Source organism: Nitrospirota bacterium, from assembly GCA_016180645.1.
In the GTDB taxonomy this organism is placed as follows: domain Bacteria; phylum JACPQY01; class JACPQY01; order JACPQY01; family JACPQY01; genus JACPAV01.
This window is the reverse complement of the sequence record JACPAV010000004.1, coordinates 103,039-122,992: the sequence shown is the minus strand read 5'-3', so window position 1 is coordinate 122,992 and position 19,954 is coordinate 103,039. Positions and strand designations below refer to the sequence as shown.

Below are 19,954 nucleotides of genomic sequence, written 5' to 3'. Positions count from 1 at the left end.
GAGCTCGTTCAGGGCCCTCTCCAGGCGTCCGCGAGCGATTTCGAGATCTTCTTTCCCGGCGTTCTTGGAAACGACTAGGGGTTCGCCCCAGAGAAGCACGGCGCGGGAGAATGGAAGGGGAAGGGTGAAGCCGTCCCACGTGCGGAGGACTTTTTTTTTGAGCAACCGAACGCCAGGGGAAGAATGGGCACCTCGGCGGCCTTGCCCAGCATGATCGTGCCGGGGTCGGCTCTACGAGCCGGCCCGCGTGGGCCGTCCGGCGTAATCGCAACCGTTACGCCGTGTTTGAGGGAGCGGACGAGGGACATGAAGCCGCCGAGTCCCCCCCGCGTGCGGGACCCGTGCGCTACATTGAAACCCCAGTGGCGAATGACGTTTCCGATCAGACGCCCGTCGCGGTGCTCACTGACCAGAACCGACGCCTGTCGATTCGCATAGGCATAGGGCATCATCAAAAGCTGGCCGTGCCAGAAGGCGATGATGATGGGCCTGTTCCGCTCCATGTAGGGCCGCACGTGCTCCTCGCCGGCGATGTGCAACCGGAGCGTGAGCCGCAAGGATCGAATCAACAAGGCACCCAGCCACGGCAGGAGGGATTCCTGGAACCAGCGAGTAACGGCGGCAAGCATCCGCGGATTCTACCATAATTCTATCGAGGCTAAACCCCATGTCGAGGACGGTATGGGGCCATGCAATGTCGCCGTGCCATGGAGGGCACGGCATGGACCATGGCCTCGATAGCCGCTGTGGAGGTTTAGCCTCGATAGGTGAGGAATGGGGCTCGTGCCGCCGATCTTCGGCGCTCGCCCTCCATGGCTGGGGTGACTCCCTGTTGGCATTTTCCGATTTTGGCGTTATGAAGGGTCCGACATGACAGAGAGTCCTCCCACCCGCCCCCTTCGCCGATGGGCGGCCTCGGTGGCTGCCGCCGGGGCGTACGTGGCCCTCTTCGCCTTTTTCTATCCGAGGGTGGGGGACGCCACGGCTGCCCTGGTCAATCTCCCCATCCTCGTCACGGCTTTCCTATTCGGATGGAGAGGCGGGCTCGCGGCCGGAGTACTGGCTGTCCCCCTCAATGCCTGGCTTTTCCAGAGTCATGGCGTGAAAGCCGTCGGCGTTTTCACGGAAGCGTGGCCGGCCATCGTGAGCTGGATCGTCGTCGGCGTGGGCTCCGGCTGGATGCGTGACCTCTACAGGGAAGTACGCACTCGAAGATCCGAAAGTCAGGCGCACCGGGAAGCCGAATCCCTCCGGAAGCAGAACCGGCTGGTACTCGACTCCGTCGGCGAAGGGATCGTGGGCATCGACCTGACCGGGGCCATCACGCTGGTGAACCCTGCGGCGGCAAACTTGCTCGGGTATGAAGAGGACGAGCTGTGCGGCCGGCCCCTGCACGCCACGGTCCACCACTCCCACGTCGATGGATCGCCTTACCCGGCGGACCAGTGCCCGATCCTAAATGTGCTGCGGAAGGGCCAGACCCGACGTGGCCGGAACGAGGTCTATTGGAAAAAGGACGGGACCCCCCTGCCCGTCGAATTCATCTGCACTCCGATGCGGGAGGATGGGGTCGTGCGGGGAGCCGTGGTGGCGTTCATGGATACTTCGGAGCGCGGCAGTCTCGAGGCCCAGCTCCGGCAGGCCCAGAAAATGGAGGCGGTGGGCCGATTGGCCGGCGGCGTGGCTCACGATTTCAACAATCTTCTGACCGTGATTCTGGGTCACACCGAAATCATACTCCGCACGATGCGTCAGGATGATCCCATCCGAAAGGATATCGAAGGGGTGCGAGCGGCGGGCGTCCGCGCCGCTTCCCTCACGCGCCAACTGCTCGCCTTCAGCCGACAGCAGGTCATCCGACCCAAAGTGGTCGACCTGAACGAATCGCTGAAAGCCATTGCCCAAATGCTCAAACGACTGATCGGAGAGGATTTGGACCTGGCCACCGATCTCAAGGCGCATCGCGCGAAGGTGCGAATCGACCCTGGTCAGTTGGAGCAGGTCGTCATGAACCTCGCCGTCAACGCCCGTGACGCCATGCCGACCGGCGGCCGAATCCAAGTGGGCACGACGAACGTGGATCTGGATGAGGCCTACACGCGGGAACATGAAGGAGCTCGTCCGGGCCCCTACGTGATGCTCTCCGTGAGCGATACCGGCCTCGGGATGACGCCGGAAGTCATGGCCCATCTCTTCGAGCCGTTTTTTACGACCAAGGCGCCGGGGGAAGGAACCGGGCTGGGGCTGGCCACCGTGTACGGCATCGTCCGGCAGGCGGGCGGGAATGTCGGGGCCTACAGCGAACGCGGAAAGGGATCGACCTTCAAAGTCTACCTCCCCCTCGCGGGCGACGCCCTCCCTTCGGAAGTTCCGGGAGTGAAGCGGAGCGCCGCCGGTGGGAACGAGACGATTCTGCTCGTCGAGGATGACGAAATGGTTCGAGACCTGACCCGCCAGTTGTTGCGGACGAAGGGTTACACGGTGCTGGAATCGGCGGATGGGCCATCGGCCATCAAGCTGGTCGAGAGCCAGGCGGGGAGGATTCACCTGCTGCTGACGGATGTGGTCATGCCGGTAATGAACGGACGCGAGTTGGCGGTGAGTATCCGGAAACTCCGACCGGAGATCCGCGTGCTGTACATGTCCGGCTACACCGAGCGGGGCGCAGCCTCGTTGGAGGGTATCGAGCCTGGCGCCGCGTTTCTCCAAAAGCCCTTCAGCCTCGATCTCCTCTCCCAAAAAGTCCGCGAAACTCTGGACGTGCACTAGCCGATGAGGCTGCATTTTTCTCGACGCCGCAACGGCGTCGGCCGAGCGATCAAGTGGAAACGGGGGGGGGGTCAATAGACAACGGACAACCCTGGCGATTTGAAACCGAATCGGCTCCGCCGAAGCGCAACGCCGGGCGAGTTCGGGCCACCGGGGCGGGGTGCCACCGGCGCCCTGCCGATGCCCGTGTGATCCGCAGATCCGCCCTCCGGGCGGACTGGCCGCGCATCGAATCCCGAAGTCCTTCCACCGTGTCACACGCGCCTGACGACCTCGCTGAATGCGGGGTGGGAGCTGTGATACAATGCCGGAATGACTATGGACCCGGAACGCCAAATCGCCGCGGTGGTGGCGCACAGGATGCCCTCGCAGCCCTACCGTCTGTTTCTGTTTGGATCCCGCGCAGTGGGAGGGGCTACGGTCCGATCGGACTATGACGTGGGCATTTGGGCGGACCACCCCATTGATCTCGCCGTGTTGTCCGGCATCCGCGGCGACCTGGAGGACCTTCCGATCCTCCAGAAGGTTGATTTGGTCGATCTCGGGAACGTTTCCCCATCGTTTCGAGAGGCCGTCCTCACCACCGGCCGGCCGCTGAATGACCGCTGACCGACTGCGCTGGCAGCGCTCGGCACTTCGCCAAGCGGTTGATCGATTCGCGGATCGCATCTACCGCGAACTCCCGGCCGCCTTAACGCGCTTCAATTCGCTCCTGAATCAGCTCGAAAGTTCTGCGTGACCTGCCGCGAAGCTTCCACGCAGGCTCCGTAGTCCTTCCTCAAATAGAGATCCTTGGCCTCCCGCAGCAGGGCGACAGACTTGGCAAAAGTGGGATCGGCCATGGGGTTGGGCAATCGTTTCTGCCACTCCGCCAGCCGGGATTTGGCCTTTTCGTACTCGGAACGGGCGCCCGATTCCGAAACGGTGCGAGACGGCGAATCGTCCGGACTGATCACGGGCTCAACTTCAGGGGTCGGAGTCACGGCCGCGCCCTCCCCCTCCGGAAGAATTTCATATACATCAGTGGCGGCTTTTTTCCCTTTCACCGACTGGGCCGGGTGGAGACGCGTGGCAAAGCCTGCGGAAATCAAAGCCTTCGTCCTTGATGAAATGAGGATCTGAGCCTTCAGCGCCTTGGTGAGATCCTGAAGTCGCCAGGCGAGGATCACGTCGTCGCCGATGACGGTGTACTGCATCCGATCCTGCGATCCGATGCTTCCGGCAACCACCGGCCCCGTGGCGATGCCCACACCGATCCGGAGCGTGGGCAGACCATCGCCGTTGAGATGAGCGTTCAATTCCTTGAGTGCGGCGATCATGTCCACCGCCGTCTGCACCGCGCGCTCGGCGTGATCGGGCTTCGGAAGGGGCGCCCCGTAGATGGCCATGATGGCGTCGCCGATGAACTTGTCCACGATCCCGCCGTGTGCGTGGATAACCTCTACCATGCGAGTGAAATAACGGTTGAGGAGGCCAACCAGCCTGGGCGCGTCCATGGATTCGCTCAGCGGGGTGAAGTTTCGGATGTCGGAGAACAGCACCGTGATTTCGACATTCTCCCCGAGGAGCTTGTTCTTCTTCTTGAGTATCTCATCGGCCACTTCGTGAGCGACGTAGCTCCCGAAGGCATCGCGCATCAGTTCTTTCTCCTGAAGGCCTTGGATCATGGTGTTGACCGTGAGGGCCAGTTGACCGAGTTCATCCCGCCCTTTCTGCGATACGCGGACGTTGAGGTCGCCCCGCCCTACTTTTTCCAAGGTCTGAGAGATGCGGATGATCGGCGTCGAAAGCAAACGGCCCAGGGAAGTCGCCGCGACCAAGCCGAACACGAGAAGGACGGCCAGGATGGCGCCGAGGACGGCCAGCGATTCCCGAATAGCCTTGCGAATTTTTTCCCGGCTGAATCCGACGCGCACGCTGCCGATGGTTTTTCCCCCCTCCGCCACTGGTGCGGCAACGAGGTAGATGCGGCCCCACCGCGCCACCTCCACCTCGGCGACTCCCGCTGATGCTCGGGCTTGAACCCCCGGCGGTTCGACATACCGCTTCGCCGCGCCCTCTTCCGACATGGGAACCACGATCTCGTTTTGGTGGTTAAGGACGTTGGCGAACAGAACGTCTTCCTCTTTGGAGAGAGAGGCCACGAACGAATCGAGCGCCAGCTTCAAGTTCAGGTCGTCGGGAATGAGGAGCGCATCCCGGCTGTTCTCCGCCAGGTAATGCCCCACGAGTTGCGCCCTTGATCGCAGTTCGCGCTCGAGCAGACGCGACTCATGTCGCATGACCAAGGCCGCCATCAACCCGACGAGGACCGCCGTGAAGCCAGCCATGAAAAGGGAGAATTTTGCGCGAAGCCCGAAGCGCACGGTGGGAGGCGCGGCATTCACGGCGGCGCGGGCGGGCGACCCCGGCGCGGGATCGCCGTGGGGGGCTTTCCCCTCCGCGGCGCTACCGGGTCTTGGCTTCAATGGATCGGATGGTTTCAATTTTGGTCTCCACATTGGCCAGAAACGTCTTCATCTCCGGATTGAGAGGATCGTGCTTCAACCCTCTTTGCCACCATTCCGCGGCCTCACTGTAATTTCCGGATCGATAGGCCGCCAGCCCAAGAAATCGGCAGGACTTACTGAGACCCGCGAGGATCGGCTTGAACCCACGAATCTGGCGGGCCATTTCCTCCCAGATCTTGACGGCGCCCTCGAAGTCCTTCTTCGAGTAAAACCGCTCGGCCTCGGTGTGACGTTTCTCCTGCGCCTCGTCCAATTGGACGGTTGTCTCCGTGGCGGGCGGTTCAACAAGCTTGGGAGGCGCCTGCGGCTTCCTTCGCCCTCTCCTCCCCTTTGCTTTCGCCTCCCGATCGGCCTTCTCCGCCTCGGTTTTCTGTTCCGCGAGTATTTGTGATCGCGCCTCGCTGAGCGCTGCCGCCCGCCGAAGATCTTCGTTGAGATCCAGGGCCTCAAGCAGCGCCTGAGAGGCAAGAATCCACGCGTCATCGTATTGCTTCTCCTTGACCCGACTCTTGGCCTGCTCGACGAGCGAGGACGCCGACTGGTACGAATCCAAGCCGAGCGTTTCCGCCTGGAGATCGCGCGCCACACCGAGCTGATATTCCGCCTGGTCGAGGGCTTGCCGGACGAATTTGCGGGAGGTCCTGTCGATGGCCTTGCGGATGATCTCCTGTTTCTGTTCCCGCATCCGCTCTTTCTTGAGGGTGTAGAGAACGTCGGCGGCGGATTTTCGGGTCGGCGCCCCCCACTCGTAGCGGAGCGACATGCGGTGGGACGCGCTTCCGATCGGCTCGATGCTGAGACTGTAGTCGAGCGACAGTCCGTCGGCCCCCGCCCCCCCCCCGAAACTGAGGACCGTCCGGTCGGCTGCGATTTCGCTCCCGATCCGCGCGGCGAAAGAAATCCGTCTCCATTCGTCCAGAAACGACGCTTCCGAGTTATTGCGAGCCGTCTCCGAGAGTTCGGGGCCCCACCCGATCCAGCGCGGAAGTTCGAGAAGGACGTACTCGGCACCTGCATGGAGGCGGAATCCTCCCTCCAGCGGAAGCGCCCCATCCACCGCGAGTGCGGCATCACCGGCGAGAAAAGGAAAATCGCGACGGCGTAGGCCGTACCCCAGGCCGATCCGGAATTCACTCGGAGGAAGCTCGCGGGCTGAACCTGAACGAAAGGCCGGCCCCGCGTTGAGAGCGGCCAGGCCCACCTGGAGATTTTCCACGGGCGTACGATAGACGCCGCCCAGATCGACTGCCGCACCCAACGAAGAAACAGACAAGATTTCCTGCCTGAACAGTTTTCCGGTGCCTCCGACACTGACCGTCGGGATAATGTCCCGCGCGAATCGGCCGGCAACGACTTCCCGATTCTCCCCGCCGCTCTTCGGCAAGGCGGCTTGGTCCTCCTTCACGGGAAATTCTCCCGCGTTCTCCGCGTACAGATACGCACCGAACGATCCCAACCAGGGATGACCCCACGCGGCCTCACCGCAGGCTCCCAGCGCGTCGGCCGCTGGAACAGCGAAACAAGTTCCTCCTTCCCATCGAGTCGAAGCGGAGAGCGCAGCGGGGTTCCGCCCGACCAACCTGGAGTCATCGGCCAGCCCGGCACCGGCCCGGCCCATGGCCACGGCTCGAGGATGATCCATCAAGGTGAGGAAGCGCGCGCCCGTGGTGAAGGCCCCGGCGACCCGCGGGAGGAGAGCGAGGAGGATCGGAACGGTCCACCCTGCGAGTCTATGCGGTCGCTGCATGTAGGAGACGTGAGAGAAGGGAGAGGAGGAATCGCAGGCATGAGCGTAGGGCCGGTTTGTCCTGGAGCCACCGCGCAATCTGCGGCGAAGTTCGGTAGTAAAATTCAACAAAACGACGACCGATGGCGGAAGTCAGCAGAATATCATCACGGAATCTTCGCAGGCTCACCACCTCGGGGGCCGTGCTCGATCCGAATACGGCGGTCGCGATGAAACAGCTCTTGCCCCCGGCGAGAAGGACGATGTCGATGGAGGCCGCGTAACCGCGGGTTTTCAGCAGCGCGGTGTAGCGCCCATTCCCGAGCGCCCGGCCTCGGCTGTCTTTTCCGTCCCACTTCTCCGTCTGTGGACCCAGCGGCCGGCTTGAACCTTCAAAAACGGTGCGCACGGGCCGACCCGTTGAATCGTAAATGATAAGCGAAGCCTGCGACTCTTCCATCAAGTTGAACGGAATCACCGTCGCCTCCGCTCTCGGATCGAATGGGTTGGGATAGTTCTGAAACAACCGATTTTCCGGGAGAGCGATGAAATCGACGGCGGCGGCCGCCGTGGGCGATACATCGTCCTCAACCACAAAGGAAGTGATGGTCGAGCGGTGAACTTCAAAGGACGTGAGACCGATCCTCGCCTCCCCATCCGGGTTGGTGGTGACCGCATCGGGGGGATCGGTCAACAGCGGCTGCTCATCCAACGTAACGAACACGTCATTCTCGGAATCCGACCGGAAGCCCACCGTCTTGCCTCCGACAGGGTTGCCGAAGGCATCCCGAATCGTGGCGACCACTTGGACCGGAGTTACGCCGTCCGCCCCGATCGAATCCGGCTCGACCTCGATGGTGGACGTCGCCGCGTCCGCTGTGCAGGCCGTGCCGTCGACAGAAAAATTAAGCGGGCTGCCGGCCAGTCTTTCGCGCGTGGCCTGGATGGTGTTTCGGCCAACCTTTTCTGCGATGACGAGATTGGCCCGCGCCACACCGTCCCCCGCGGTGTTGACGATACCGGACTCCAGCCGTGCACTGGGATCCGAACCCGCCGGAAGCGTGAACGTGATGCTCACACCTTCGACGCTGTTCCCCTGCACATCGGTCACGCGGACCTCCAACGGCATTCTTGAGGCCACGCATCCACCAAGCAGACCATTCCCGTTGAAGAATCCCATCTGCGAGGCCGTGTCCGCGCGGAGACTGAACGACGGGCTCCGAAGGTCCTCCGCGGGGCCGACGTTTTCGCCGTCCTTCGCCGTGTTCGAACGGACCACCAGCGTGTAGCCCTCTCCCGCCGGCGGATCACCGGCGGCCGTGTCCCATCGCGCCACGAAAATGGATTTGTCCTTGTCCAACAGCTCCACCACGGCTCCGGCCACGCGAGACGATCCCTGCACCACTTCCACAGTCGGGTTCTGGCTGAGCGCGGCGAGCTTCGTGCCATCCGACAGCGCCACCGAAAATTGCATTTGCGCCGTTGAGCCTTTCACGGTGGCCGATGGCGGCTGGAGTATGGCCACGGTCAACGTCGTGTCAACCGTGTGCGCCGTCTCCAGCGATCCGATGGGAAAGGTGCCTTTTGCCGCAACGCCTGCTTCAAGTCCCACGTGCCCCTTTTGATCGAGGATGGCGCCGAGCTGCGTTCCCGTCTTTGCGCCCGCGGCCAAGTCCGCCGTGAAGAAAAATACCACATCGGCCGCTGGAGCCACGATCGTAGAAAAGTCGAACGTCTTCTTCCCGGATTCGAACGACCCGGGCGTTCCCAGCTCGCGGTCGGATGACGCCTTGAACGTTTGGTCCCCGTCATCGAGGTATAGGTGGATGCTCGACACGGCGGTGTCGGACGAGCTCTTCGATGTGAGGACGATTTGCCTGACCTCGTGCCCGTTCACGTCATCGTTGTGCGCCAGCAGCGTGAGCAACGGCATCGCCTTCCGACCTCCGGGAATCTTCTGCGGTGTGATCGGTAGAGATTTCCAAACGAGCGACGCGTTCGTGATGGAGAACTTGTTTGTGCTTACCGTTGCCGCCGGACCCTGGTTTCCAGACCGCGCTCCGGAATTGGCCGCCATCTGAAAGGAGTAGTCGGAACCACTTGCCTGTCCCGCGGGGATGGACCACGTGGCTCGGTAACTCCCCGCGGTGGAATCCAGCGTAGACCAGGTGGCGGTGGCCACCTCGGATGCTCCGCTGAGCACCTTGACCGTCGGCGCCGTGTCGAACTGGGCCACCTTCGAATTGTCGAGGGAAACGGTGACCGTGAAATCCGCCGCGGCGGAATCGCCGGCGGCTGCCGTGACAGGTTGAGCGGCCACCTGGAATGTGAGTTGTGTATCCACGGTGAACGTACTACTCGAAACCGCCGCGGCCGGGCCGTTGTTCCCCGAATCGGTGCCGCTGCCGGCTGAAAGGATGAATTTGTAGTCCGTTCCCGAGGCTTGGAGATTCGGCACCGTCCATTGGAGACGATATTGCCCGGCCGCCGCATTTGCCGCGGCCCACGTAGCGGCCGCCGTCTCAACCGTCCCCTTGAAGACTTTGACCGTGGGTGCGGTCGAAAAGTTCGTAGCCGCGGCGCCGCCCTGGCTGTGCGTGGCGGTCACATCCGCGGATATGGTCGATCCCGCCATCCCATTCCCCGGCTGGGCCGTCACGCTGAATGAGATCCCCGTGTCGATGATGAAGTTGGACGAGGTGACCGCAGCCGCCGGACCGGAGTTGCCATTGGAAGCCGCCGTCGAAGCCTGCACTTGAAAGTTGTAGTCCGTCGCGCTCGCCTGGATGTCCGGCACCGTCCATCGGACTCTCCACTGGCCGGCGGGCGCGCTGACGGCCTCCCACACGAGCGTCGCCGTTGCGTCGGTGCTCCCCGTGCGGAGCTTGATCGTCGGATCCGTGCTGAAGGCGCTCACCGCCGTCCCATCCGAGTACGTTACGGTGTACGGCGCTGTGATGCTCGACCTCGCCTTGCCGCCGGACGGCTGGGCCGTCTGCGTGAAGGAAAGCGTCGTATTGACGGAGTGTCCACCGGTGGCCGCCGTCCCCAGGGAGGAGAGCGGAAACGTGCCGGCAACGCCGTCGGGGTTCTGCGCGATATCTCCCGTGGCGTTGATCTTGGCGCTCAGCGTCGCCCCATTCGTCGCGGAGGTCGAGAGATCGTACGTCACGAAAAAAGTCTTTGAGCCGGTGACCGCCGGGATGGAGACGGAAAGTCCACCGAAAGTTTTGGTGCTTCCCGAGAAGGCGCCGGCCGTCCCGAGCTCGCTGTCGCTTGAAGAGCTGAACGATCCGTCGCCGTTGTCGAGAAAAAGATGAACCGTGGCGATGTCTGTGTCCGCTCCGTTCACGCGCGTGACCGTGATGGAGGTGACCGTCTGGGCTAGGGCATCCGGATTGTCCGCCTTGATCTGAAGGACGACGGCGTGGGTCTTTCCGCGCGGATACGTCTGCGCCGTGAGGTCGGTCTTGGACCAGGTGGTGTTCAGAAGGGCGTGGGAAAGACGAGGGACGAGACACGTCACCATGACTGCCAGTCCCCTCAACAGAAATAACACCCACCCCCTCATCATGTGGACAGCTTCCATCTTACAATACAGAGGGGATCGTTGACAAGAAACACGGTCCGTGATACACATAGCGAGTCGTCCCCGGAATCTTCCGGGGATTGTTCTTTGAAAATGACATAGAGAAGGCATCGCGTCTCGAAATCGTCATGATTTCGAGATGTTGTAAACCGAGTCGATGTGCAAGCTGGGAAAAGGAATTCCGGCCGGAGCGGCACATGGGTGTTGCTTTGTCGGAATTTTTTGTGTCTCATGGCGTTTTCCCCGCGTCGCGCGTGTAAGCGCGGCGCATGGGCGGGCGTCCGTGACTGACAGTCCAGGACTTGTGCGGAGGTTGGGTTTGCGGCGATGAGGTATAAGTTGCTAAGGGCATACGATGGATTCCTTGGCAGGTCGAGGCGAAGAAGGACGTTAAGCTGCGATAAGCCCCGGGGAGCCGCTAAACAGGCTTTGATCCGGGGATGTCCGAATAAGGAAACTTGCTTCGATCAAATCGAAGCTGCCCCGCCCTTTGGGCGCGTGGAACGGGTATCGGAAATCGTGAATCGAATTCGGGTTCACGGGGTCACGATTCACGGGATCACGGATCCAAAGGGCGGGGAAGCAAACCCGGGGAAGTGAAACATCTCAGTACCCGGAGGAAGAGAAATCAACCGAGATTCCGCTAGTAGTGGCGAGCGAACGCGGAACAGCCCAAACCGCTGGAGTGCAAGCTTGCGCGCGTTGTTCCAGCGGGGTTGTGGGTCCCGACCGGTTCCGGGCGCAAACGGAACGGGAAGTTATCAATCCTTCTCCTAGTTGAACCCTCTGGAAAGTGGGGCCGAAGAGCGTGATAGCCGCGTAGACGAAAAGAGAAGGACTTCCTGGGTCGGGCACCCAAGTACCACGAGACACGAGAAACCTTGTGGGAATCTGGGGGGACCATCCTCCAAGGCTAAATACTACGACCTGACCGATAGCGGATTAGTACCGCGAGGGAATGGCGAAAAGAACCCCCAAAGGGGAGTGAAATAGAACATGAAATCGTATGCCTACAAGCAGAGGGAGCCTGACTTCCGGGGCAACTCGGGAGTTCGGGTCACTTCGTACCTTTTGCTTAATGGGTCAGCGAGTTACGTCTCGGCGGCAAGGTTAATCCACCGCACGCGGTGGAGGAGCCGCAGCGAAAGCGAGTCTGAATAGGGCGATCAGTCGCCGGGAGTAGACCCGAAGCGTGTCGATCTAACCATGGCCAGGGTGAATCCGCCTTAACCGGCGGAGAAGGCCCGAACCTCCGATCGTTGAAAAGATCTGGGATGAGCTGTGGTTAGGAGTGAAAGGCTAATCAAGGCACGTGATAGCTGGTTCTCCCCGAAATGTCTTTAGGGACAGCCTCGTTCGATTCGCCTAGGTGGTAGAGCACTAGATGGGCTAGGGCTGGGAAACTGGTACCAAACCCAACTAAACTCCGAATGCTTGGGACGAAAGGACGGGAGTGAGTCTGCAGGGGCTAAGCTCTGTGGTCGAGAGGGAAACAACCCAGACCGCCGGCTAAGGTCCCCAACTACAGCCTAAGTGGTAAAGGATGTGGAATCGCACAGACAGCCAGGAGGTTGGCTTAGAGGCAGCCATCCTTTAAAGAAAGCGTAACAGCTCACTGGTCAAGTGGTTCTGCGCCGAAAACATAACGGGGCTTAAGGCTGTGACCGAAGCCGCGGGCTTCGCGTCCTCTTCGGAGGGTGCGGAGCGGTAGGGGAGCATTCCCAGGGCGTCGAAGGTGCGGTGTAAACCGCGCTGGAGCGCTGGGAAGGGAGTATGCTGACATGAGTAGCGACAAACCGGGTGGAAATCCCGGTCGCCGAAAGCCCAAGGTTTCCTGGGTAAAGTTCGTCTTCCCAGGGTTAGGCGGTCCCTTAGGCGAGGCCGAAAGGCGTAGCTGATGGAAAGCCGGTTAACATTCCGGCCCCTCTTTGGAAAGCGTTATCAGCGATGGGGGGGTGGAGAAAGGTAGATCATCCGGGTGATGGTTGTCCCGGTTTAAGCCCGTAGGAGGGTGCGGTAGGCAAATCCGCCGCGTCTCCCGTCGAAAGACGGGGAACTCCGAGAGGCGAGTACGAGCTGGATTCGTCCGGCGAAGTGATCGATCCTATGCTCACGAGAAAATCCCCTAAGCGAGTTTTTCAGAGTGACCGTACCGCAAACCGACACAGGTAGGCTGGGTGAATATCCCAAGGCGCGCGAGTGAAAGCTCACCAAGGAACTCGGCAAAATAGCACCGTAACTTCGGGAGAAGGTGTGCCGGTGGACGCAGAGGGGCTTGCCCCCAAAGCGGAAGCCGGTCGCAGAGAATTGGGGGAGGCGACTGTTTACTAAAAACACAGGACTCTGCTAACTCGTAAGAGGAAATATAGGGTCTGACGCCTGCCCGGTGCCGGAAGGTTAAGGGGAGATGTTAGCTCCGCAAGGGGCGAAGCGTTGATCCGAAGCCCCGGTAAACGGCGGCCGTAACTATAACGGTCCTAAGGTAGCGAAATACCTTGTCGGGTAAGTTCCGACCTGCATGAATGGCGTAACGACTTCCCCGCTGTCTCGGTGAGTAGCTCGGCGAAATTGACGTCTCGGTGAAGATGCCGCGTACCCGCGGAAAGACGGAAAGACCCCGTGCACCTTTACTACAACTTGCCCTTGAACTGTGGAGTTGTCTGCGTAGGATAGGTGGGAGGCTTTGAACCCCGGTTTTTGGATCGGGGGGAGCCAATCTTGAAATACCACCCTGGCAGGTCTGCGGTTCTAACCCGTGGCTTGTAACCATGGAGACACGGGCTGGTGGGTAGTTTGACTGGGGCGGTCGCCTCCCAAAATGTAACGGAGGCGCCCGAAGGTTCCCTCAGGCGGATTGGAAACCCGCCGTGGAGTGCATTGGCATAAGGGAGCTTGACTGCGAGACCGACAGGTCGAGCAGGTGCGAAAGCAGGGCAAAGTGATCCGGTGGTCCCGTATGGAAGGGCCATCGCTCAGCGGACAAAAGGTACGCCGGGGATAACAGGCTGATGGTGCCCAAGAGCTCACATCGACGGCACCGTTTGGCACCTCGATGTCGGCTCATCGCATCCTGGGGCTGTAGGAGGTCCCAAGGGTTGGGCTGTTCGCCCATTAAAGCGGTACGTGAGCTGGGTTTAGAACGTCGTGAGACAGTTCGGTCCCTATCTTCCGTGGGCGCAGGAGACTTGAAGGGAGTCCTCCACAGTACGAGAGGACCTGGAGGAACGTACCTCCGGTGTACCAGTTGTCACGCCCGTGGCATCGCTGGGTGGCCGTGGTACGGTAGCGATAACCTCTGAAGGCATCTAAGAGGGAAGCGCACCCTGAGATTAGGTCTCCCTCCGTCGAAAGACGGACTAAAGGGCCGTTGGAGACTACAACGTTGATAGGCCGGACGTGGAAGCGCTGCAAGGCGTGGAGCGAACCGGTACTAATCGCCCGTGAGACTTACGCCTCATCTCGCAACCAACCTCCGCATGAGGTCTGGACAGCGCACTCGATTTGGTTACAGCCTTCTCTACAAAGATCCTCTTGGCCATTGGCGTCGTGGGGGCGTTGATCATATTGGTCTTTGGCTTCTGCCGTCTCGTTTTCGGTTGGTCGCCGAGGCAAACCGTACTCGAAATAGTCGAGAACCTCCTGCCTCCCTGGTAAAGCGAACCGGCAATCCGCCTTTCAAACGCTCTCAAGGGATTGGTATGATGTGCAGGCCATGAAAAGGTTTGGCCTCGCCGCGCTCTCCCTGATCATCGGTATTCAACCCCTTCATGCCGGAGCAGAGGAGGCGGCCCCCCCGCGCGAAAAAATCCGTGTGGAGTGGGCGCCGCTACTATCGCCACTGGGATTCATCGTTGTGAAGGGGAACGAAGCCGTTCCCCTCGGGGAATCCTTCAGTGAAAGCGGTACCATCCGGCGGATGCTCGAAGATTGCTCCCAATGCAGGATGAAAGTGGAATCGTCCCGCAAGAATTCCCGGACAGCCTCGATCCTGAGCGGGTTTGCGCTCGGCGGAATCTTGGGCGGATTCGTCCTCTTCTCCGCGCATGAGAAAGTCGGCATGTTCCTCCCCGTGGCGGTGACGGTCACGGGATACGGACTCTTGTATCCGGCCATGAACTTGGGCCGCTCCGCCCAGCAAGACCTCTTCGACGCCGTCCGAATCTACAATGCGCAGGCTCCATAGGCTCGCCATCGGGGTCGCAGCCCTCGGCCTCGCGGGCTGCGCAACGACCTACCCGGTTCTTTTCAAATCGGACCCGCCCGAGGCGCAGGTCTACCTGAACGATATCCCCATCGGAAAGACACCGGTGGCGTGGGACTTCCCGGCGATCGAACACAATGAAGCGACACTCCGCGTGGAAAAAGAAGGCTACAAGCCCATGGAGCGAGAGATCCGGGCCGAGAGCCTAAGCGCCCACCCGTGGAGAACATTCAGTTATTCGCTGCTCGGCGGCGTCGGCGTGGTGTTCGCGCCGACGTTTGAGGAGGAATACTCCGCCGATCTCATTCCGACGGACTCCACAGAAGAGTATCCATCTCCTTCCAATGAGCGCCGAACCTCGGTGCGCAGGCACGTGGTCGGCCTCCAATACGGCGAGCACGTTCCGCCGAAAAGCGCCTACTTCCATCGAAACGAAGCCTATTTCAAGCCCGGCCAACTCAACGCATTCCTGTTGCAACTCAGCTATCACGTCCTGTATGCGCCGCGACTGGCGCTGGGTTTCGATCTTGGTACTTCAGAGGGCGACCAGGAATTCCGAAACAACAATGACTCGCTGGGCCGCCTGGAGATTTTCCGGACGGTCCTGTTCGCGTCTCATCGGTTCTACCTCCTCCGCGGTGACCACGATCTCTATCCTTACGTCGGCGCCGGTTTGTTCGGGCTGCTCAAGACCGTGAGTTTCCAAAACCTCCTCCCCGAGTCCCAAGAGGTGGCCGAACCGGACGTAGATCGCGACGTCTTCGGCTTCGGCGGTGGCTTGGGCTATGCCTATGCCGTCACCCCTATGGTTCATGTGACCGTCGACGCACGCTACACCTACGCGCTCGCGAAAAACGTCAACGCGCTGGGTGACAACCTCGATCTCGGCGGCTTCCAATTCGTGGTGGGTCCCGAATGGCGCTTCTGAGTCGCGGTATTCGTCGCTCCCCCGCTTTCGGGCGGGGGAACCCAGTCTGGACCATGGTAGGCGCAGGCTTCAGCCTGCGGGTGCTCCGATACCCGCACGATTTTTCGGATGCCCTCAAGCTGGTTCTGTTCATCCTGTCAATCTGTCTGCCCGTTCTCTCCTGCTCCGGCCAGGCGAACGATTCCGTGTGGCGACCTTTCTTCCTCCTCTACGAGACTCGACCCGCCGTTGGGCTCGGCCAACTGACTATTTGGAACCGAGAGGAGGATTCTTCGGTACTGTCACTGGTCAGGGTTCATTCCCCGGACAGCTCAACCCCTCGTTTCATTGCAGACGTTTCACTCCCGGAACCTCTCCGGACCGGATGGTTTTCGCCCGATGGAGGGTACTTCCACGGCCTTTCCGCATCAGGGAGAATGCACACGATTAGAGCTGCGACGGGAGACATTGAATCCGAAGTAAACCTTGGCTTATCCAATCCGGTTGAGGCCAAGTACGGGGCGGCACGTTCCATCGTATTCGTGGCGCGGTTCAGCCCTCCGCAAATGGTGCTCCTGTCGTACGAGGACTTCTCCCACATCGGTGCGTACGACCTCCCCGGCCGGCCGGGGCGTTTGGTGTTGGATGAAACCAACGAGCGGCTTTTCGTTTCCATTCCGGAGAAAGACCGGGTCTTGGTTTTGGGAGTGGACCCCCTCCGTGAAATCGTATCCCTTGATTTTGCGGCGGGCTCGAAGCCCACGGGAATGATGGTCGGCGAATCCGGCAGTGTCTACGTCTCACGGCCGGGGTCGGGTGCCGTCACGCGGATCTCCTCCAACCTCACATCCCGCGTGGATTTCGCCGTGAGTGGTGCGCCGCAAGCAGTGAGCGTCGGGCTTACCAAGAAAGGGCCACGGCTCGTGCTTGCCAATCCTGTGGCCCACGGCTTCCAAATCCTTACCCCCGACCTCCTCAGCACCGAGGCGAAACTGACACTGGGAGCGGAGAGCGCCCCATTCGAAATCTTCGAGGCCCCGGATCCTCACTTCACGTTGTTCCTTTCCCGCGATCCCGCCGAAATCGGCTGGATCGATCATTGGCTCGGCCGCATTGCCTTCGTCACCTCCCTCCCGGACGTCCCCCTCGCCCTCCTCCTCCAGCCCCCCGTCCCACCTGACCCATCCCGCTTCTGATCCGCATCCTTCGGCTGGGCCGTGAAAGAAGGAAGCCGAAGGCCTTCGCGGGGCTGGCTGCTGCCATTCACTCCCATCCCGGAATTGAAAATGGGTGCCCTTGACAGGGGGGTGTCGACGCACTACACTGTAATACATGAGGACTGTGATCAGCCTCAGCCTGCCGAAGCCCCTTGCGAGGGAGCTTGCTCATCTTGCAAAGCGGCTCAGGGTACCCAGGAGCCTGGTCGTGCGCCAGGCGGTTGAGAAACATCTCTCGGACGAGAAGTTTGAGAGACTCCTTGTTCGCATGCGCGACCACGCCGCCAAACGGGGAATCGTGTCCGAGGAGGACGTCTTCAAGATCGTCTCGTGAAGAGCCCTGCGCGTCTGAGGGTCTTTTTCGACACCAACGTTGTCCTTTCGGCCTTCATCACCGAAGGCACCTGCCGGCGGCTCCTTCGCCTTGCGCGGGCACGTGAAATCGCCGGAATAGTCAGCTCGCAGGTCATCGAGGAAACCGAGCGGCATCTCCGCACGACCTTCGAATTCACGGCGGCTGACGCGACGGAAGCCATGCGCGTTGTCCGACAGGTTTTCGAATCGGTGGAAACGCCCGATGATATTCGCAGCGTTTGCAGGGATCCAACCGACGACGCGATCCTGGCAGCCGCACTGAACGCAAAGACAGAAGTTCTTGTAACCGGCGATCAAGATTTGCTTGTGCTCTGCGGCGCCGGCCCAATCCGCATCCTCCCACCCGCCGACCTCCTTCGGGAGCTTGAGGCTGTCAGGTAGATTCGGCCGCGCTTGTTGGCGGACAATCACTCCTCCCCGACATTCCCCTCGCCCTCCTCCTTTCGCCCCCTGCTCCACCCTACAAGGATTGGTTCTATTCTTCTCACCCGAAGTGTGCGTAAATCCATCTGCCTGTGTGATAGAATGACTGGCAATGGTGACACGGGGGATTGTTCTTGCGTGCCTCCTCGGGGTAGTCGTCGTTGGTGCGAGTTGCGCTAACCGCTCCAGATCAGGGGATAGCCCGATCGGCTCCCATAACTCCTGCCCAAAACCAGATCCCGGTGCAGCGGTGAGCGTCAGTCCTTCTTCAGCAGTGTTGCTGGACGACAATGAACTCCCCGTCTCTTTTTCGTTCTCAAAGTCACTTTGCCCACCCGCCGAGTCCGATTGCCAGGATAGCCCGGGCGAATGGATTCGCAGCCAGTTCTTCAGGTACTGCGTGGCGGCCAACCCGGCCCAAGAGGGGGAAAGGCCTGCCGGGTGCGGCACTGGTTTCCTCCCCCTTACAATCTCTGGAACCGTCCGATTGGAATTGCCGCTTCTGCTCTACTTGGATTCGTTCAAGCGGATATCTCTGAGCGTGGACGATGACCCGATTTTCCAGGTTGACAAGAAGACATTCATGACAGAGAGCTTCGAGGTGAAAGGAGACCGCGGGTTCGTCTCGCTCCAGTCCGGTCCTGCGACAATCTTCCCCAAGTCGGAAATCCTGGACCCATTCGGAAATCCCATCTGCACCATGGGTGCCGTTTCCTCCCTCTCCATATACCTTTCTGTCAACCTGGACCTCGCGTCCTACGGTCTACACTACTTGGATCTCGCGTGGGCAGATCGGGAGAACAGGATTCACGCACGGCGGCTCTACTTTGCACGTATCCTCGATGCAGCCGGTGTCCTTTGGAAATCCGATACAGTGCTGTGGGTCGGGACGGCGCGCCAAGGTATTCTCGAGCTGGATTTGGGGAAAGATATCGTCTCCCCCTCGGACGACGTTCTGACCCCTGTCCCCTTCGATACATGGCTCTCGGAAGTTGCCAAGTTGGGGCCGACCGCTGCTCCTAGAACTCTCTCCTTTCTCGTCCCATTCGATCGGATTTCGCCGGAGATGAGAGATTTGTTCCCATTTTCCTATGAGTACAGTGGCCTTCTAGACCTGACGGAGGTTGGCCCAAGTCTGACTGCAAGTGGTGGGCTCGGCACCGGCATTCGCTTCTCAGATTCCGCCGGTGTGAGTGTGCCCTTCCAAGAACTGGGTGAAGGCAAATTACCGGACAAAGATGTGTCCGGGATTGCGCTCGATACGAAAGGCTATCTGTGGGCGTCCACTTTCGATGTCACTGCCACCGAGGGAACGGGCGTCGACGGTGTCAGCGTTTTCCGACCTGACTTTTCAGGCCACACGCTCACTTGGCTTGCGACCTTCGCGGAGGGACAAGGGATCCTTGACGATCACCTCCTTGATATTTTGGCCGACAGCAAGAATATCCTGTGGCTTCCCAGTTGGATGGGGATTTACCTCTTCGACTATGGCTCGGACCCCGTCGATACCAGTGACGACAGGCTCTACTTGGACGAGCGATTTCGGCCCGGGTACCAGATTGAGTTCATCTCAGACCACGAGGCACTCATTGCCCATGACGGGTTCACCTACCTCGATTTCGGTCGGACTGCCTTGGACCCGGGGAACCCCTATGACGAAACGATGGTGTCCTACCCGCAGCTCAGCCGCCGCGTGGCATCGTTTGACAGCAGCCCAGGCGGGATTCTCGCAATGACGTCCTGTTCGCATAGGAAGATCGAGTGCTACGCGCTCATCCGATCCATTCCGGTCGCACCGCACCCCGCTACCCCGGACAATTCCAAGGCAGGCATGTCGTTCAATTCCCCCCTGCCATGCCCGGGTATTTCCTTTCTCCGGTTCGGACCGGACATGCGTTCAACAGACGACGATGAGATCTGGCGACTCTTTGACTCCGGCGGCATCGGCTGTGACGGTGTCATCCTGCCACCCCCTGACACGGCCGGCGACTCACTTGAAAGCCTAGCGAGGTAGGTCCAAGGGATCTGGAAAGCCGCTCCCCTGGCCCCACTCCATGATGGTCCTGGCTCAGCAGTCGAAGCAGGGTTCAAGCCCCCTCCCACTGCCGCGTCCTTTCTGATAAAGGAGCGGCCCCCGCCCGGCCGGCGGCCCGAAGGCCGGATTTTCCGCTTGACTTCGCGCCACGGATGATTCACATAGGACAAGCTGTCATGGCGACCAAGGGTCCAGGATTCGC

At 60.7% G+C, this 19,954-nt stretch carries 12 protein-coding genes and 1 rRNA gene; 9 read left to right on the top strand and 4 right to left on the bottom strand.

Annotated elements, in window-relative coordinates:
- Positions 1 to 74 precede the first annotated feature (74 nt).
- Positions 75 to 629: a DUF374 domain-containing protein gene (locus HYT87_03600; GenBank protein MBI2058832.1), complete on the bottom strand. Its 555-nt coding sequence runs from the start codon at positions 627 to 629 to the stop codon at positions 75 to 77.
- Positions 630 to 870: 241 nt separating this feature from the next.
- Here HYT87_03600 and HYT87_03595 point away from each other — a divergent pair, with 241 nt between their 5' ends.
- Positions 871 to 2,769: a response regulator gene (locus HYT87_03595; protein ID MBI2058831.1), complete on the top strand. Its 1,899-nt coding sequence runs from the start codon at positions 871 to 873 to the stop codon at positions 2,767 to 2,769.
- Positions 2,770 to 3,081: 312 nt separating this feature from the next.
- The gene (locus HYT87_03590; GenBank protein ID MBI2058830.1) at positions 3,082 to 3,378 is read left to right on the top strand and encodes a nucleotidyltransferase domain-containing protein; all 297 of its coding nucleotides are present in this window, start codon (positions 3,082 to 3,084) and stop codon (positions 3,376 to 3,378) included.
- A 92-nt stretch (positions 3,379 to 3,470) separates the two neighbouring features.
- Here the strand turns inward: HYT87_03590 and HYT87_03585 are convergent, their stop codons facing one another.
- Genes HYT87_03585 through HYT87_03575 form a run of 3 tightly spaced genes read right to left on the bottom strand, consistent with a single transcriptional unit; the run spans position 3,471 to position 10,579 of the window.
- Positions 3,471 to 5,237: a HAMP domain-containing protein gene (locus HYT87_03585; GenBank protein ID MBI2058829.1), complete on the bottom strand. Its 1,767-nt coding sequence runs from the start codon at positions 5,235 to 5,237 to the stop codon at positions 3,471 to 3,473.
- Positions 5,218 to 7,026: a tetratricopeptide repeat protein gene (locus HYT87_03580; protein ID MBI2058828.1), complete on the bottom strand. Its 1,809-nt coding sequence runs from the start codon at positions 7,024 to 7,026 to the stop codon at positions 5,218 to 5,220. Before HYT87_03580 ends, HYT87_03585 begins: the two co-directional genes overlap by 20 nt.
- Positions 7,010 to 10,579: an Ig-like domain-containing protein gene (locus HYT87_03575; GenBank protein MBI2058827.1), complete on the bottom strand. Its 3,570-nt coding sequence runs from the start codon at positions 10,577 to 10,579 to the stop codon at positions 7,010 to 7,012. The genes HYT87_03580 and HYT87_03575 overlap by 17 nt, the downstream gene beginning before the upstream one ends.
- A gap of 350 nt (positions 10,580 to 10,929) precedes the next feature.
- Here HYT87_03575 and HYT87_03570 point away from each other — a divergent pair.
- The 7 genes from HYT87_03570 (at position 10,930) to HYT87_03540 (ending at position 19,731) form a co-directional block, all read left to right on the top strand.
- A 23S ribosomal RNA gene (locus tag HYT87_03570) occupies positions 10,930 to 14,045 on the top strand.
- A 261-nt stretch (positions 14,046 to 14,306) separates the two neighbouring features.
- Complete coding sequence (locus tag HYT87_03565) at positions 14,307 to 14,777, top strand: hypothetical protein (GenBank protein MBI2058826.1); 471 nt, start codon at positions 14,307 to 14,309, stop codon at positions 14,775 to 14,777.
- Complete coding sequence (locus HYT87_03560) at positions 14,761 to 15,723, top strand: PEGA domain-containing protein (GenBank protein MBI2058825.1); 963 nt, start codon at positions 14,761 to 14,763, stop codon at positions 15,721 to 15,723. Before HYT87_03565 ends, HYT87_03560 begins: the two co-directional genes overlap by 17 nt.
- A 53-nt stretch (positions 15,724 to 15,776) precedes the next feature.
- A complete protein-coding gene (locus HYT87_03555; protein ID MBI2058824.1) occupies positions 15,777 to 16,898 on the top strand; it encodes a hypothetical protein in 1,122 nt (373 codons plus the stop codon).
- 136 nt (positions 16,899 to 17,034) lie between these two features.
- Complete coding sequence (locus HYT87_03550) at positions 17,035 to 17,253, top strand: ribbon-helix-helix protein, CopG family (GenBank protein ID MBI2058823.1); 219 nt, start codon at positions 17,035 to 17,037, stop codon at positions 17,251 to 17,253.
- A complete protein-coding gene (locus HYT87_03545) occupies positions 17,250 to 17,675 on the top strand; it encodes a putative toxin-antitoxin system toxin component, PIN family (GenBank protein MBI2058822.1) in 426 nt (141 codons plus the stop codon). Before HYT87_03550 ends, HYT87_03545 begins: the two co-directional genes overlap by 4 nt.
- A 529-nt stretch (positions 17,676 to 18,204) precedes the next feature.
- Complete coding sequence (locus HYT87_03540) at positions 18,205 to 19,731, top strand: hypothetical protein (GenBank protein MBI2058821.1); 1,527 nt, start codon at positions 18,205 to 18,207, stop codon at positions 19,729 to 19,731.
- Positions 19,732 to 19,954: the final 223 nt, after the last annotated feature.